At 72.0% G+C, this 14,803-nt stretch carries 15 protein-coding genes; 9 read left to right on the top strand and 6 right to left on the bottom strand.

All coding sequences use genetic code 11. From position 1 onward, the window contains the following. The first annotated feature begins 181 nt into the window (after positions 1 to 181). From BU197_RS22645 to BU197_RS22620, 6 genes are all read left to right on the top strand, one after another. Entirely contained in the window at positions 182 to 1,858 is a 1,677-nt protein-coding gene (locus BU197_RS22645; RefSeq protein ID WP_317452123.1) for an ABC transporter ATP-binding protein, read from the top strand. Continuing rightward, positions 1,855 to 2,982, top strand: coding sequence for an ABC transporter permease (locus BU197_RS22640; RefSeq protein WP_188270147.1), 1,128 nt, complete (start codon positions 1,855 to 1,857; stop codon positions 2,980 to 2,982). The genes BU197_RS22645 and BU197_RS22640 overlap by 4 nt, the downstream gene beginning before the upstream one ends. Beyond that, entirely contained in the window at positions 2,979 to 4,244 is a 1,266-nt protein-coding gene (locus tag BU197_RS22635) for an ABC transporter permease (protein ID WP_188270146.1), read from the top strand. The genes BU197_RS22640 and BU197_RS22635 overlap by 4 nt, the downstream gene beginning before the upstream one ends. Next, entirely contained in the window at positions 4,241 to 4,645 is a 405-nt protein-coding gene (locus BU197_RS22630; protein ID WP_188270145.1) for a cytidine deaminase, read from the top strand. The genes BU197_RS22635 and BU197_RS22630 overlap by 4 nt, the downstream gene beginning before the upstream one ends. Positions 4,646 to 4,744: 99 nt before the next feature. Further along, positions 4,745 to 6,019, top strand: coding sequence for a thymidine phosphorylase (locus BU197_RS22625; protein ID WP_188270160.1), 1,275 nt, complete (start codon positions 4,745 to 4,747; stop codon positions 6,017 to 6,019). Positions 6,020 to 6,247: 228 nt separating this feature from the next. Continuing rightward, a complete protein-coding gene (locus BU197_RS22620) occupies positions 6,248 to 6,523 on the top strand; it encodes an STAS domain-containing protein (RefSeq protein ID WP_188270144.1) in 276 nt (91 codons plus the stop codon). A gap of 9 nt (positions 6,524 to 6,532) precedes the next feature. Here the strand turns inward: BU197_RS22620 and BU197_RS22615 are convergent, their stop codons facing one another. The 3 genes from BU197_RS22615 to BU197_RS22605 form a co-directional block, all read right to left on the bottom strand. Next, positions 6,533 to 7,504, bottom strand: a complete 972-nt coding sequence (locus BU197_RS22615; protein ID WP_188270143.1) for a sigma-70 family RNA polymerase sigma factor — start codon at positions 7,502 to 7,504, stop codon at positions 6,533 to 6,535. A 104-nt stretch (positions 7,505 to 7,608) separates the two neighbouring features. After that, positions 7,609 to 8,316, bottom strand: coding sequence for a L,D-transpeptidase (locus BU197_RS22610; RefSeq protein WP_188270142.1), 708 nt, complete (start codon positions 8,314 to 8,316; stop codon positions 7,609 to 7,611). A 169-nt stretch (positions 8,317 to 8,485) separates the two neighbouring features. Continuing rightward, a complete protein-coding gene (locus BU197_RS22605) occupies positions 8,486 to 9,760 on the bottom strand; it encodes an MFS transporter (RefSeq protein WP_188270141.1) in 1,275 nt (424 codons plus the stop codon). A gap of 62 nt (positions 9,761 to 9,822) precedes the next feature. Between BU197_RS22605 and BU197_RS22600 the strand changes: the two genes are divergently transcribed. Next, positions 9,823 to 10,794, top strand: coding sequence for a LysR family transcriptional regulator (locus BU197_RS22600; RefSeq protein ID WP_188270140.1), 972 nt, complete (start codon positions 9,823 to 9,825; stop codon positions 10,792 to 10,794). A 30-nt stretch (positions 10,795 to 10,824) separates the two neighbouring features. On the opposite strand, the gene BU197_RS22595 is transcribed toward BU197_RS22600, so the two are convergent. Next, positions 10,825 to 11,598, bottom strand: a complete 774-nt coding sequence (locus BU197_RS22595) for a dienelactone hydrolase family protein (protein WP_188270139.1) — start codon at positions 11,596 to 11,598, stop codon at positions 10,825 to 10,827. 221 nt (positions 11,599 to 11,819) lie between these two features. Here BU197_RS22595 and BU197_RS22590 point away from each other — a divergent pair, with 221 nt between their 5' ends. Together BU197_RS22590 and BU197_RS22585 are read left to right on the top strand one after the other, a co-directional pair. Then, positions 11,820 to 12,974, top strand: a complete 1,155-nt coding sequence (locus BU197_RS22590; protein WP_188270138.1) for an adenosine deaminase — start codon at positions 11,820 to 11,822, stop codon at positions 12,972 to 12,974. Positions 12,975 to 13,233: 259 nt separating this feature from the next. Then, the gene (locus BU197_RS22585; protein WP_188270137.1) at positions 13,234 to 13,629 is read left to right on the top strand and encodes a hypothetical protein; all 396 of its coding nucleotides are present in this window, start codon (positions 13,234 to 13,236) and stop codon (positions 13,627 to 13,629) included. Positions 13,630 to 13,705: 76 nt separating this feature from the next. Here BU197_RS22585 and BU197_RS22580 read toward each other — a convergent pair whose 3' ends face one another. Continuing rightward, positions 13,706 to 13,909 carry a PspC domain-containing protein gene (locus BU197_RS22580; RefSeq protein ID WP_188270136.1) on the bottom strand — a complete coding sequence of 68 codons (204 nt, stop codon included), beginning with the start codon at positions 13,907 to 13,909 and terminating at the stop codon, positions 13,706 to 13,708. A gap of 91 nt (positions 13,910 to 14,000) precedes the next feature. Then, positions 14,001 to 14,642: a VanZ family protein gene (locus BU197_RS22575; RefSeq protein WP_188270135.1), complete on the bottom strand. Its 642-nt coding sequence runs from the start codon at positions 14,640 to 14,642 to the stop codon at positions 14,001 to 14,003. Positions 14,643 to 14,803: the final 161 nt, after the last annotated feature.

Below are 14,803 nucleotides of genomic sequence, written 5' to 3'. Positions count from 1 at the left end.
GGCCCCGGTGGCACCCCACCAGGGCCGGGCCCCGGCCCCGTTCCCGTACGGAATTCCGTCTCTTGCCAGCACTACGCGTGTAGATGTCTCCCTGGCACGATAACTTCGCCCCGCCCTGCCCCCCGCTCCCACTCCTTCCGGCCAAGGAGAGTGCGTCATCAACGCGTCCAGCCCCCCCGCCGTGGAACTGCACGGCATCACCAAGCGATTCCCCGGCGTCGTCGCCAACAAGGACATCGCCATCACGGTCCGCAAGGGCACCGTGCACGCCCTCATCGGCGAGAACGGCGCCGGCAAGTCGACCCTCATGAAGATCCTCTACGGCATGCAGAAGCCGGACGAGGGCACCATCGCCGTCGACGGCGAGACCGTCTCCTTCGGCAGCCCCGGTGACGCCATCGCGCGCGGCATCGGCATGGTGCACCAGCACTTCATGCTCGCCGACAACCTCACCGTCCTGGAGAACGTCGTCCTCGGCGGCGAGAAGCTGCACGGCATCGGAGCCAAGGCGCGCAAGCGGATCCGGGAGATCTCCGACGCCTACGGTCTCGGGGTGCGCCCCGACGCCCTCGTCGAGGACCTCGGCGTCGCCGACCGGCAGCGCGTGGAGATCCTCAAGGTCCTCTACCGGGGCGCCCGCATCCTCATCCTCGACGAGCCGACCGCCGTCCTCGTCCCGCAGGAGGTCGACGCGCTCTTCGACAACCTGCGCGAACTCAAGGCCGAGGGCCTCACCGTCATCTTCATCTCGCACAAGCTGGGCGAGGTCCTGAAGGTCGCCGACGACATCACCGTCATCCGGCGGGGCACCACCGTCGGCACCGCCGACCCGAGGACCGCCACCACCAAGCAGCTCGCCGAGCTGATGGTCGGCAGCGAGCTGCCCTCCCCGGAGACCCGCGAGTCCACCGTCACCGACGTGCCGATGCTCAGGGTCGAGCACCTGACGCTGGTCGAGAGCGGCGCCACCGGCGCCCCGCTGACCACCGCCGCCCCCGCCGACCCGGCGCGGGCGCTCACCGTGCACGAGGAGCCGGCGCAGGGGCGCAGGCTCCTCGACGACGTCTCCCTCACCATCCACAAGGGCGAGATCCTCGGCATCGCCGGAGTCGAGGGCAACGGCCAGACCGAGCTGATCGAAGCCCTCATGGGCATGGCGCTCCCCGACGCGGGCGTCATCACCCTCGACGGCGAGGACATCTCCCGGACCTCGGTCCGCAAGCGCCGCGAGGGCGGCATCGGCTACATCCCCGAGGACCGGCACCGCCACGGGCTGCTCCTCGAAGCCCCGCTCTGGGAGAACCGCATCCTCGGCCATGTCACCGAGGCGCCCAACTCCCGGCGCGGCATCCTCGACCTCAAGGCCGCCCGCGAGGACACCGAGCGGATCGTGCGCGAGTACGACGTGCGCACCCCCGGCATCGACGTGACGGCCGCCTCCCTCTCCGGCGGCAACCAGCAGAAGCTGATCGTCGGCCGCGAGATGAGCCACGGCCCCAAGTTCCTCATCGCCGCCCACCCCACCCGGGGCGTGGACGTCGGCGCGCAGGCGCAGATCTGGGACGCGATCCGGGACGCCCGCCGCGAGGGCCTGGCGGTGCTGCTGATCTCCGCCGACCTCGACGAGCTGATCGGCCTCTCCGACACCCTCCGGGTGATGTACCGGGGCCGTCTCGTCGCGGACGCCGACCCCGCGACCATCACCCCCGAGCAGCTGGGCTCCGCCATGACCGGCGCGGCCACCGGCCACCTCGAAGGCGCCGAGGGCCCTGAAGACGCCGAAGGCGCCGTACGCGCCGAAGCGGCCGACGAGCGGTACCCGCAGTCCGAGCAGTCCGAAGACGGTGACGCCCGATGATGAAATTCGACAAGGACAAGCTGATCATCGGTGCCGCCGGCCCGGTGCTCGCGCTGGTCTCCTCGTTCGTGCTCACCATGCTGGTGCTGCTCGCGACGGGCCTCGACCCGATCGAGCCGATCCGGCTGATGATCGACAACGCCGCCTACTCGGACATCCAGGTCCTGATCGTCAACCAGACCGGGATCTACTATCTGGCAGCCCTGGCCGTCGCCATCGGCTTCCGGATGAACCTCTTCAACATCGGCGTCGACGGCCAGTACCGCCTCGCCGCGATGCTCTCGGCCGTGGTCGGCGCCGCCGTCGAGCTGCCCGGCCCGCTGCACATCCTGCTGATCGTCCTGGTCGCGGCCCTCACCGGTGCCTTCTGGGCCGGTATCGCGGGCATCCTCAAGACCACCCGGGGTGTCTCCGAGGTCGTTTCGACGATCATGCTCAACGCCATCGCGACCTCCCTGATCGCCTGGCTGATCCTGCCGAAGAACCTCGGCGTCCAGCCCCCGGGCTCCAACGACCTCACGACCGGGAAGATCGCCGAGTCCGGCTGGTTCCCCGGCATCGACATGGGCCAGGGCAACGGCGAGATCTACGGCTTCACCTTCGTCGCCCTCGCCCTCGGCGTCGTCTACTGGTTCGTCCTCGGCCGCACCCGCTTCGGCTTCGACCTGCGCGCCACCGGCGAGAGCGAGTCCGCCGCCCAGGCCAGCGGTGTCGACGCCAAGAAGATGGTCCTCACCTCGATGCTGCTCTCGGGCGGCCTCGCGGGTCTCTCCGGCATGCCGACGCTGCTCGGCGACACCCACACGTACAGCCTCTCCTTCCCGGTCGGCGTCGGCTTCACCGCCATCACGATCGCGCTGCTCGGCCGCAACCACCCGGTCGGCATCCTCTTCGCCGCGCTGCTCTTCGCGTTCCTCGACAAGGCGTCCTCGTCGCTCGACGTCGAGGGCTACCCGAAGGAGATCACGCAGATCATGCAGGGCATCATCGTGATCGCCGTGGTCGTCTCCTACGAACTCGTCCGCCGTTACGGCACCCGCCGCCAGCAGCAGAAGGTCGGCGAGGAACTCGCCGCCGGTGGCGCCCTCAAGACCGACACGACCGACAAGGAGGTCTCGGCATGAGCATCCTCGGCACCCTTGCCAAGCCGAGCGCCGCACCCCAGGGCACCGGGCGCCGCAAGCTGACCTGGCCGAAGATCCTGCTGATCGTCGCGGCCGGTCTCGTCCTCTTCTCGCTGGTCCGGGTCGTCTCCGGCGCCGACGACCTGACCTCCGTCGGACAGGTCTCCGGCGCGCTCCAGCTCGCCGTGCCGATCGGCCTCGCCGGACTCGGCGGTCTGTGGTCCGAGCGCGCGGGCGTCGTCAACATCGGTCTCGAAGGCATGATGATCCTCGGCACCTGGTTCGGTGCCTGGGCCGGCTACCAGTGGGGCCCCTGGACGGGCGTCCTCTTCGGTCTCGCGGGCGGCGCGCTCGGCGGTCTGCTGCACGCGATCATCACCATCACCTTCAACGTCAACCACATCGTCTCCGGCGTGGCGATCAACATCCTCGCCGCCGGTTTCACCCAGTACCTGTCGAACTTCACCTTCGACAAGGCCGAGGGCGGCTCCTCCAAGCAGTCCCCGCGCATCGACGAGATCACCCAGGTCACCGTCCCGGGCCTCTCCGACTGGCTGGCGAACCTCCAGGGCAAGCACTGGTTCCTGATCTCCGACCTCGCCGGTCTCCTCGGCGGCCTGGTCACGAACCTCTCGCTGCTCACCATCGTCGCGATCCTGCTGGTCCCGGCCACCTGGTGGGTGCTCTGGCGCACCGCCTTCGGCCTGCGGCTGCGCTCCTGCGGCGAGAACCCGGTCGCGGCCGAGTCCCTGGGCGTCAACGTCTACAAGTACAAGTACATCGCCGTCACCGCCTCCGGCGCCCTCTCGGGTCTCGGCGGCGCGTTCCTCGCGATCGTCGCCACCGGCATCTACCAGGAGGGCCAGACCGGCGGCCGGGGTTACATCGGCCTCGCCGCGATGATCTTCGGCAACTGGATGCCCGGCGGCATGGCGCTCGGCGCCGGACTCTTCGGCTTCACCGACAGCCTCAAGCTGCGCGGCGGCGCCGAGAACGTGCACGCCCTGCTGCTGCTCGTCGCGGTCCTCCTGTTCATCGCCGCCCTCTGGCAGCTGTACCGGAAGAAGTACGTGGTCGGGGTGGTCTCCGCAGCCTTCGCCACCGGCTTCGCCCTCTGGTACGCCCTGACCGACCAGGTCCCGAGCCAGTTCGTCGACGCCGCCCCCTACATCACCACCCTGCTGGTGCTCGCCCTGTCGGCGCAGCGGCTGCGGATGCCGAAGGCGGACGGACTGCCGTACCGGAAGGGCCAGGGCAAGTGACGGGCGCCCTGGCCGAGGACGGCTGGGAGGCCCTGCGGGTCGCCGCCCGCGCGGCCATGACCCGGGCCTACGCCCCCTACTCCGGGTATCCGGTGGGGGCCGCCGCCCTGGTCGACGACGGGCGGACGGTCTCCGGCTGCAACGTGGAGAACGCCTCGTTCGGCCTCGCGCTCTGCGCCGAGTGCGGGCTCGTCTCCGCGCTCCAGGCCTCCGGCGGCGGCCGTCTGACCCACTTCGTCTGCGTGGACGGCCGGGGCGAGCCCCTGGTCCCCTGCGGCCGGTGCAGGCAGCTGCTGTACGAGTTCGGCGGCCCCGGGCTCGTCCTGGAGACCCCGGCAGGGTTCATCACCCTGGCCGAGATGCTGCCGCAGGCCTTCGGCCCCGACCATCTGGTCAAGTAACTCTTCGGAGCGGCCCTTCCGGCACGATGGGAAGGGCCGCTCCCCCCTTTCCCCTTCTATGCGCGTAGAAAGAGGCAGCACATGGACCACACGGACCACATGGACGTCATCTCCGTCATCCGCACCAAGCGGGACAAGGGCGAGCTGAGCCCCGGGCAGATCGACTGGGTCATCGACGCGTACACCCGAGGCGCGGTCGCCGACGAGCAGATGTCGGCCCTGGCCATGGCCATCCTGCTCAACGGCATGAACCGCGCGGAGATCGCCCGCTGGACCGCCGCGATGATCGCCAGCGGCGAGCGGATGAACTTCGACGCGCTCTCCCGGCCCACCGCCGACAAGCACTCCACCGGCGGCGTCGGCGACAAGATCACCCTCCCGCTCGCCCCGCTCGTCGCCGCCTGCGGCGCGGCCGTCCCGCAGCTCTCCGGCCGGGGGCTCGGCCACACCGGCGGCACCCTCGACAAGCTGGAGTCCATCCCCGGCTGGCGCGCCCTGCTCTCCAACGAGGAGATGCTGAGCGTGCTCGACACGACGGGCGCGGTGATCTGCGCGGCGGGCGACGGTCTCGCCCCGGCGGACAAGAAGCTCTACGCGCTCCGCGATGTCACCGGCACCGTGGAGGCCATCCCGCTGATCGCCTCCTCGATCATGTCGAAGAAGATCGCCGAGGGCACCGGCTCCCTGGTCCTCGACGTCAAGGTCGGCTCCGGCGCCTTCATGAAGAACATCGAGGACGCCCGGGAACTCGCCTCGACGATGGTCGGCCTCGGCACCGACAGCGGGGTGCGGACGGTCGCGCTGCTCACCGACATGGCGACTCCGCTCGGGCTCACGGCGGGCAACGCCCTGGAGGTCCGCGAGTCGGTCGAGGTCCTGGCGGGCGGCGGCCCCGCGGACGTCGTCGAGCTGACCCTCGCGCTCGCCCGCGAGATGCTCGCCGCCGCCGGAATCGACGCCGACCCGGCGAAGGCGCTGGCCGACGGCTCGGCGATGGACGTCTGGCGCCGGATGATCGCGGCCCAGGGCGGCGACCCGGACGCGGCCCTTCCGGTCGCCCGCGAGCGGCATGTGGTCACCGCCCCCGCCTCGGGCGTCCTGACCCGCCTGGACGCGTACGACATCGGCATCGCCGCCTGGCGCCTCGGCGCGGGACGGGCCCGCAAGGAGGACCCGGTGCAGGCGGGCGCGGGCGTCGAACTGCACGCCAAGCCGGGCGACCCGGTGACGGCCGGGCAGCCGCTGCTCACCCTGCACACGGACACCCCGGAGAAGTTCGGCTACGCCCTGGAGTCCCTGGGCACGGCCTGGGACATCGCCCCCGAGGGCACCGCCTTCACCCCGACCCCGATCGTCCTGGACCGCATCGCCTGACCGGGGGCGGGGAGGCCCGTACGGCCCGGGACCGCGCGGCCCGGGACCGCATGGCCCGGGATCGTACGGACGGCCCCGAGCACGCGTCGCGTGCGGCCCCGAGCCCGTGGCGCGTACGGTTCCGGGCGCGCGTCGGAGGAGCCCGTACGGACCGGGGCGCGCGGTCCGGGTCCGGGCTCCGCCCGACGCGCGCCGATGAGTTCCGGGGCGTCGGGCGGTCTCAGCCCCGTGGACATCAGCAGACCGCTCGTCGTGACCCTGACCGCCCGCCCGACCAGGGACGAGGTGGCCCTCCTCTGCGCCCGGCTCGGCGCGGCCCCGCCGGGCGAGGTGGTGTGCGAGGTCGGCGCGCTCGCACCCGTCGACCTCGCCGCCGTGGACGTCCTGGCCCGGCTCCGGCTCGCGGCCGGGCGGCGGGGCCACCGCATCCGTTTCCGGGGAGCGGGCCCGGAGCTGCGGGCCCTGCTCCTGCTGACCGGTCTCGACGGGATCCTGCCCGTCTGACCGGCCGGGTCACGCCTCCAGTCGCTCCGGGAGATCGAAGAGCGGGAACCAGCGCGGGGTGTCGAGGAAGAAGTCCATCCCCGCCACCTTGCCGTCGCGCAGCTCCAGGACGATGAGCGCCCAGGGGACGTAACCGCCCTCCGGGACCGGGTGGTAGTGGGCGAAGGCGGGGGAGCCGTTGGCCACCGTGGGCACCAGCTTCGAGCCCCGGCAGACGTCGCCGACGCCGAGCATCCAGCCCACGATGTCGTCGTGACCCTGGAGCCAGAGGTCGTAGGGCGGCATGGTCATGGTCGCGTCCTCGTGGAGGAGCGCGGTCAGGGCCTTCATGTCGTAGCCCTCGAAGGCGGCCACGTACCGTTCGAGGAGGGCCTTCTGCTCCTCGTCCAGCGGGTTCGCGCTGTCGGAGGCGGCGGGTGCCTGCTCGGCGAGGGTGGCGCGGGCCCGCTGGAGGGCGCTGTTCACCGAGGCGACGGTGGTGTCGAGCAGCTCGGCGACCTCGCCCGCCTTCCAGGCGAGCACCTCGCGCAGGATGAGCACCGCCCGCTGCTTGGGCGGCAGGTGCTGGAGCGCGGCGACGAAGGCGAGCCGGACGGTCTCCCGGGAGACGGCCGTCTCCGCCGGGTCGGCGACCGAGGGAAGCACCCGGCCGTCGGGGATGGGCTCGATCCAGGTGACCTCGGGCTGCTTGACGAGCCGCGCCTGCGCGACCGGGGTCGGCGAGCTGAGGTCCATCGGCCGTGCCCTCCGGTTGCCCGCGTTCAGCGCGTCCAGGCAGACGTTGGTGGCGATCCGGTACAGCCAGGACCGCAGCGAGGCGCGGCCCTCGAAGGATTCGATGGCCTTCCAGGCCCGCACCATGGTGTCCTGGACCGCGTCCTCCGCCTCGAAGGAGGAACCGAGCATCCGGTAGCAGTAACCGGTCAGCTCCTTGCGGTACTTGTCGAGTTCGTCGGTCGTCGCGGTCACGGCGTCGCTCATCGGGTCCACACCCCCACTCACCCCTCACCGGCACCCGTTCGGTGCCGGTGAGAGGGAAGCTACCGCAGAGGACCGACAGCCGGGGGCGGGTTCCCGGCTTGAGGTCAGGTTCCCGGCTTGCGCCCGTAGACGAAGACGTCGTCACCGTTGCGCAGGAGGTTCCAGTACGCCTTGGCGTCGGCCGGGCGCATGTTGACGCAGCCCGCCGAACCGGGCGGGTTCCACATGGACTTGGTGACCGAGTGGAAGGCCTGGCCGCCGTCGAAGAACTGGGCGTACGGCATGGCGACGTCGTACAGCGTCGACCAGTGGTTGATGTTGCGCATGTAGATCTTCTTGAGGCCGGTCCGGGTCTCGGTGCCGTCCTTGCCCGTACGGACCGGCACGGGGCCGTACTTGAGACGGGCGCCGTCCTGGATCCAGCTCAGCTGCCGGGTCAGGTCCACACAGGCGATCCGGCCCTTGTTCGTCGGACACTTGCGGTCCTTGTTCGGGTTCGACCCGGCCGCCCGCTGCTGGAGCATCGTGTTCATCGTCCGCCAGGTGACCGTCCCCGCGTACCCCGCGCTCGGGGTGATGCCGTGCTTCAGCTGGAACGACTGGATGGCCTTGCAGTCGGCGAGCGACTGACGCCCGTCGACCGGCCGCCCGAGGAACTTCTCCACCTGCTTCTGGTACGGGCCCGTGGTCACGTTGCAGGACGCCGCCTGCGCCGGTGCCGCACCGAGCGTGACCGTCACCGGCACCAGCAGTGAAGCGATACCGGCCGCTATGCCCGCTCGCTTCGCCGCTCGGCCCGAGATTGCCTTCATCTTCGTCAACTCCCCCTTGGTTCCTGTGGACTGAGACGTCGGGTGGAGCGTCTCAGTTGCGGCGGTCCGCCGGGAAGAGGCGGCGGATTCCGGCACGGTCCGACGGGACGGGAAGCCGGGGGAGTCCGCCGGAGTCCGAGGGGAAGGGGACCGTCGGATTCCGGCGGGTTCAGCAGGACGCGGCGGGGTGGAGGCGGCGCGCCTCGCTGCGGGCGCTGAGGCTGCCGTACAGCGTGACCGACACGACGCCGAGGACCGCGACGAGACCGATGACGACCGTGCCCGCCCAGCCTCCCGAGTGGAAGGCGACCGCGCCGAGCGCCCCGCCCAGGCTGCTGCCCAGGTAGTACGCCGACTGGTAGAGCGCCGAGGCCTGCGCGCGGCCCGTCTTCGCCGTACGGCTCACCGAGGAGGAGGCGACGGCGTGGCCCGCGAAGAAACCGGCCGTGATCAGGACCAGGCCCGCGAGGACCGCCGTCAGCGACTCGGAGAGCGAGAGCAGCAGTCCCGCCGCGGTCGTGGAGACCGCCAGATAGAGCGCCCCGCGCCGGCCGAGCCGTCCGACGAGCCGGCCGGCCGCCGCCGAGGAGACCGTGCCGACCAGGTACACCAGGAAGATCGAGCCGATGACGCCCTGCGGCAGCGAGAACGGGGCCTCCACCAGGCGGTAGCCGATCACCGTGTAGACCGCGCCGAAGACCGTCATGAACAGCGCGCCGATCGCGTAGAGCCGGGTCAGCAGCGGGTCGGAGAGGTGCGTGCGCACGGTCCGGGCCAGCGCCCTCGGGTTCAGCGTGCCGGGGGTGAAGTGACGGGCCTTCGGCAGCAGCGCCCGGAAGGCCAGCGCGCACAGCAGCGAGGTCAGACCGACGGCGGCCACTCCGGCACGCCAACCCCACACCTGGGCCACCCAGCCGGTCACCAGACGCCCGCTCATCCCGCCGATCGAGTTGCCCGCCACGAAGAGACCGATCGCGCCGATCAGCGCCCGGGGCCGCACTTCCTCGGCCAGGTACGCCATCGCGGAGGCCGGGAGCCCGGCGAGGGCCGCGCCCTGGAGGGCGCGCAGCACGATCAGCGACTCCAGGCTGGGGGCCAGCGGCACCAGGAGCGCGAGGACGACCGCGACCGTGAGCGAGGAGGTCATCATCGCGCGCCGCCCGAAGCGCTCGGAGAGCGCGCTCAGCGGCAGGACGCAGAGGGCGAGGGCGCCGGTGGCGGCGGAGACCGTCCAGGAGGCGGCGGAGGCCGTGGCGCCGAACTCGGCGGAGACGGCCGGGAGGAGCGCCTGCGTGGAGTAGAGGAGCGCGAAGGTGGCGAGGCCCGCGGCGAAGAGCGCGAGGCTCATCCGGCGGTAGGCGGGCGTGCCCGGGGCGAGGCGGGTGTCGACGACGAGATCGGCGGACGCGGTGGAGGCGCCCGCCTTGGTACTGGCGGAAGGCATGCCATGAACGTAGGTCGGCGCATTTCATGCGTCCAATGCACGGAACTGCTGTAATCGTTCCTATGGTGCATGAGTACAGGTCACAGCCTCGCCTGTCACCGAACAGTAACGAAGACGACATGGGTCTGCTGCTCGCGCCCCGGCTCGCCTACTTCGCCGCCGTCGCCCGGCACGAGCACGTGACCCGGGCCGCCGCCGAGATGGGCGTCCCGCAGTCCACGCTCTCCCGGGCCATGGTCCGCCTTGAGGAGGACCTCGGCGTCGGCCTCTTCGCCCGGCGCGGGCGCACGGTCTCCCTCACCCCGGCGGGCCGCCGTTTCCTCGCCGCCGCCGAGCGGGCCCTCGCCGAGGTGGAGCGGGCGGCGGACACCGTACGCGCCGACGCCGACGCGGCGGCAGGCCGGGTGGCCTTCGGCTTTCTGCACACCATGGGTTCCGAGACCGTCCCCGGGCTCATCCGGGCCTTCCGCGTCCACCACCCGGGCATCCGCTTCACCCTGGTCCAGAACTACGGCGAGGCCATGATCGAACGGCTCCGGGCCGGAGACCTCGACCTCTGTCTGACCTCCCCGGTCCCCGACGCCCCCGATCTGGTCGGCCGCCGCCTCGACGAGCAGCGGCTGCGGCTCGTCGTCCCCGACGACCACCGGCTCGCGAGCCGCAAGCGGGTCCGCCTCGCCGAAGCCGCCGAGGAGACCTTCGTGACCCTGGAGCCGGGATACGGGCTCCGCCGCATCACCGACGACCTGTGCGCGGAGGCGGGCTTCAAGCCCCGGATCGCCTTCGAGGGCGAGGAGGCCGAGACCCTGCGCGGTCTGGTCGCCGCCGGTCTCGGCGTCGCCCTGCTGCCCCCGCCCGCCGTGCCGCGCCCGGGGGTCGTCGAGCTGACGGTCACCGCCCCGCGCGCGGTCCGGGAGATCGGCGTCGCCTGGCTCGACGGGCACCCGGACACGGCACCGGTGGCCGCCTTCAAGAAGTTCCTGCTGGGCAGACGCGGCCACCTGCTGCCGAAGGACCCGCCACCGGCACCGTGAGCGGCCGGCCGGAGCCGACGGGCGGGCCCCTCACCGGCGCCGCGACCCCGCGAACCCCGCCGCGAGCGGCATCCGCAGGCCCAGGGGCGGGGGAGCGGCCATCGCGTCCGTCACCGGGCGGGCCACCGGGCGGGCGAAGAGGGCGCCGAGGACGAAGTCGGCGGCGAGGGCCCGGACCTCGGAGGCGTACTGGCGCAGCCCGTGCCCGTCGGAGTGCACCTCGAACCGGCAGGTGTCCCGGTTCGCCTTCTTCGCCCGCTCGGCGAAGCGGAACGACAGCTCCGGGTCGGTCACCGCGTCGTTCGTCCCGTGGACGAGCATCACCCTGCGCCCCACCAGCTGCCGTACGGCCTCCGGCTCCGCCGCCACGTCGTCCTCCGGCAGCCAGGGGGCCAGCGCGAGGACCGCGTCGACCGCGTCGTGCCCGGCGGCCCGCAGCGCCGCCCGCGCCCCCAGACCGTGGCCGACGAGACAGACGGGGACGTCGCCGTAGCGCCGTACCGCCTCGGCGACCGCCCAGGAGGCGTCCGCCGCCAGGTTGGCGTCCGTGCCGTTCCAGCCGCGCCCCCGGTAGCGCACCACGTGCGTCACCAGATCGTCGCTCCGGCCCGCTCGGGCGAGCGCCCGGCCCAGCGGAAGCACCGCCGCGTGGGCCCGCGCGGAGGCCCGCCGCCCGGACACCGGTTCGCCGTCCGGCAGGAGCAGGACCACGCCCCCCGCCGACGAGGGCCGGGAACCGCCAACGGGCCGACCGAGCCGGGGTCTCCGGGCGTCGGACGCCCCCACGAGTGCGATGTGCGCCATGACAGAACAGTCTCAGAAGCGGAGGTGTACACCAGTCGTACACGCGATCTCTGTTACGTATCGTCCGGTCAGCGAACGCCCTTACCGCTCAAGAACGTTCGAAACAGGACACATTGCGACGCGCCTCGAACCCGCCCTCCGACACCCCGGGGAACCGGGCGCGGACGCGCCACCCGGTCGGACGGGGCGCGCTCTACGCGCGTAGGCGCTAGAGTGCGGCAATGACGAGCCAGACTCCCAGCATCCCCACCGCGGACCAGATCCGGCGCGCCCCCAAGGTGCTTCTCCACGATCACCTGGACGGCGGACTGCGCCCCGGCACGATCATCGAACTCGCCCGGGAGCAGGGCTACGGACAGCTCCCCGAGACGGACCCGGACCGGCTCGGCACCTGGTTCCGCGAGGCCGCCGACTCCGGCTCCCTTGAGCGGTACCTGGAGACCTTCGCGCACACCTGCGCCGTGATGCAGACCCGCGAGGCGCTGTTCCGGGTCGCCGCCGAGTGCGCCGTCGACCTCGCCGAGGACGGCGTCGTCTACGCGGAGGTGCGCTACGCCCCCGAGCAGCACCTGGAGGGCGGTCTCACCCTTGAGGAGGTCGTGGAGGCGGTCAACGAGGGCTTCCGCGAGGGCGAGCGGCGGGCCAGGGCGGCGGGGCACCGCATCCGGGTCGGCGCCCTGCTGACCGCGATGCGGCACGCCGCCCGCGCCCTGGAGATCGCGGAGCTGGCCAACCGCTACCGCGACTCCGGCGTCGTCGGCTTCGACATCGCGGGCGCGGAGGCGGGCTACCCGCCCACCCGGCACCTCGACGCCTTCGAGTACCTCAAGCGGGAGAACAACCACTTCACGATCCACGCGGGCGAGGCCTTCGGGCTGCCCTCCATCTGGCAGGCGCTCCAGTGGTGCGGCGCCGACCGGCTCGGGCACGGCGTGCGGATCATCGACGACATCGAGGTCGGCGAGGACGGCTCGGTGAGCCTCGGCCGGCTCGCCGCGTACGTCAGGGACAAGCGGATCCCGCTGGAGATGTGCCCTTCGTCCAACCTCCAGACGGGTGCGGCCGCCTCCTTCGCCGAGCACCCCATCGGGCTGCTGCGCAGGCTCCGGTTCCGGGCCACGGTCAACACGGACAACCGCTTGATGAGCGGCACCAGCATGAGCCGGGAATTCGAGCTGCTGACCGAGGCATTCGATTACACGCTCGACGACATCGAATGGTTCACGGTCAATGCGATGAAATCCGCCTTCATTCCTTTCGATGAACGTCTGGCCATGATCAACGAGGTCGTCAAGCCCGGATACGCCGAGCTGAAATCCGAATGGCTGTTCCAGCAGACCGCCACGACCAGCAAGCCTTCCTCCACGAAGGGCTGAGGCACCGCCCCGGCGGAGGGCGGGAAGCGGCCGGGTCGGCGCGACACCCGGCCGCTTTCCGGTGTTTGCGGTGATTGCGGCGGAGTCCTTCACTGGTTAGGTTGCAGAGCCCTCTGCATTCCTGTTGTCCAGTGTTCCGGTTTCCCGGCTTCCCGGCGTTCCCAGTGTTCCCGGCGTTTCCGGCGTTCCGGCGTTCCCAGGATTCCCCCCTCCGGGCTTTCCCCCTGAGCCCCCGCATTCCCCCAAGGAAGATTTTCAGATGAAGCAGTCTGCCGCCAAGAAGCTCGGTGTCGCCGCCCTCGGTGCCGCTTTCGCCGTCGCCGCCGCCGGCACGGCCTCCGCCGCGCCGTCCCTGCCGCTCGACGCCGACGCGCTGGGCACGGCCTCCCAGGCCGTCCCGCTCGGTGACGGCCTCACCACCCTCCCCGACGGCGCGGGCGAGTCCCTCAGCGCCGGTCAGGGCGCCCTCGGCCAGGGCGTCGACCAGGGCGTCAAGGCCGTCCCGGCCGCCGCGGGACAGGCCACCCAGAACCTCCCGCTCGGCGCCGCCACCAGCGGCCTCGGCGCCACCCCGCTCGGCGGCCTCCTCGGCGGACTGCCCCTCGGCGCGCTGCCCCTGAGCGGTCTGCCCCTCAACGGCCTCCCGCTGGGCTGACCTCCCGCGGGGCCGACCCACGCCGAAGGGGCACGCACCCGGACCCCCGGACGCGCGCCCCTCCGCCGTGCGGCGGCTACCAGGACGAGGACGAACTCCGCTCGGCCGGCAGGAAGATCCACAGGCCCAGGTAGAGCAGGAACTGCGGGCCGGGCAGCAGACACGAGACGAGGAAGATCAGACGCATCGTCCACGCGGAGATGCCGAAGCGCCGGGCCAGCGCCGCGCACACTCCGCCGATCACGCGTCCGTCACGGGGGCGGGACAGTGGTGCGGCCATGGTGGGCTCCTTCGGAGTCGTCTCCGGGAACCGATCCGGTGGGCTCCCGATGACTCCATGGTGCCGCCGTACGGCCCCCCCGGGCGTCGCCCTACCGGGCGAGGGGAACCCTGGAAATCGTCGGGGTCGCACCCTGAGAACCCTCATTCCTCAGCAGGGTCGCCCCCCGGGAACCCTCACCCCTCGGCAGGACCGGACCCCGAGGACCCCCGCCCCTCGCCAGGGTCGCGCCCCGGCCCCCACCGGCGGACACCCCCGCCTGCCGCGCCCGCGACCTGCGGCGCAGCAGAACCCGCCCGGCCGGTACGAAGAGGAGATGCGCGAGCGCCACCCCCGCCGTGTTCAGCAGGACCGAGTCCACGTCCACGACCTGACCGGGCACCGCCGTCTGCAACAGTTCGAGCGCGAGCGAGACCAGCGCCCCGGCGGCCGTCGTCCGCAGCAGCGAACCCCACCCCGAGACGTCGAGCCGCCCGTCGGCCATCGGAAGGAGCACCCCCAGCGGGGCGAGCAGCAGCAGCCCCTCGGCGATCAGCCGGGCCGCCGCGGCACCGCCGAGCGCCAGATCGGCCCGGAGCCCCGCGAGCGGCACCGTGTTCGGCGCGGTCACCCAGGCCACGTCGCGTGGCCGCAGACCGACCCAGGCGACGAGCAGCAGATGCGCGACGAGGAGGAAGAACCCCGTCACGCGGACGACCATGGCGGTACTCCCGCCCGAACCTTGACGCTGCACGCACCCCAAGACGCCCCCGGCGGCGGAATCGGTTCCGCACGGCCCAGGCCGTCTCTTCCGGATCCCGCCGGTCAGGCCCGCGTCGTCCGGTGCCGTGCGTCGCCAGGCGGAGAGGCTGCCGCGTACGGGGCGTACCCGGGTGCCTCGCCAGCGCGGCGAGG

The organism is Streptomyces sp. CBMA291 (assembly GCF_014596525.1).
Lineage (GTDB): Bacteria > Actinomycetota > Actinomycetes > Streptomycetales > Streptomycetaceae > Streptomyces.
Note: the sequence above shows the minus strand (reverse complement) of the source record. Positions and strands in the feature narration are given on the sequence as shown.

What these genes read in the sequence shown, in the direction of transcription:
- BU197_RS22640 (WP_188270147.1), top strand. Translation starts at nt 1,855, where the DNA reads ATGATGAAATTCGACAAGGACAAGCTGATCATCGGTGCCGCCGGCCCG.
- BU197_RS22635 (WP_188270146.1), top strand. Translation starts at nt 2,979, where the DNA reads ATGAGCATCCTCGGCACCCTTGCCAAGCCGAGCGCCGCACCCCAGGGC.
- BU197_RS22625 (WP_188270160.1), top strand. Translation starts at nt 4,745, where the DNA reads ATGGACGTCATCTCCGTCATCCGCACCAAGCGGGACAAGGGCGAGCTG.
- BU197_RS22615 (WP_188270143.1), bottom strand. Translation starts at nt 7,504, where the DNA reads ATGAGCGACGCCGTGACCGCGACGACCGACGAACTCGACAAGTACCGC.
- BU197_RS22610 (WP_188270142.1), bottom strand. Translation starts at nt 8,316, where the DNA reads ATGAAGGCAATCTCGGGCCGAGCGGCGAAGCGAGCGGGCATAGCGGCC.
- BU197_RS22605 (WP_188270141.1), bottom strand. Translation starts at nt 9,760, where the DNA reads ATGCCTTCCGCCAGTACCAAGGCGGGCGCCTCCACCGCGTCCGCCGAT.
- BU197_RS22600 (WP_188270140.1), top strand. Translation starts at nt 9,823, where the DNA reads ATGGTGCATGAGTACAGGTCACAGCCTCGCCTGTCACCGAACAGTAAC.
- BU197_RS22595 (WP_188270139.1), bottom strand. Translation starts at nt 11,598, where the DNA reads ATGGCGCACATCGCACTCGTGGGGGCGTCCGACGCCCGGAGACCCCGG.
- BU197_RS22590 (WP_188270138.1), top strand. Translation starts at nt 11,820, where the DNA reads ATGACGAGCCAGACTCCCAGCATCCCCACCGCGGACCAGATCCGGCGC.
- BU197_RS22585 (WP_188270137.1), top strand. Translation starts at nt 13,234, where the DNA reads ATGAAGCAGTCTGCCGCCAAGAAGCTCGGTGTCGCCGCCCTCGGTGCC.
- BU197_RS22580 (WP_188270136.1), bottom strand. Translation starts at nt 13,909, where the DNA reads ATGGCCGCACCACTGTCCCGCCCCCGTGACGGACGCGTGATCGGCGGA.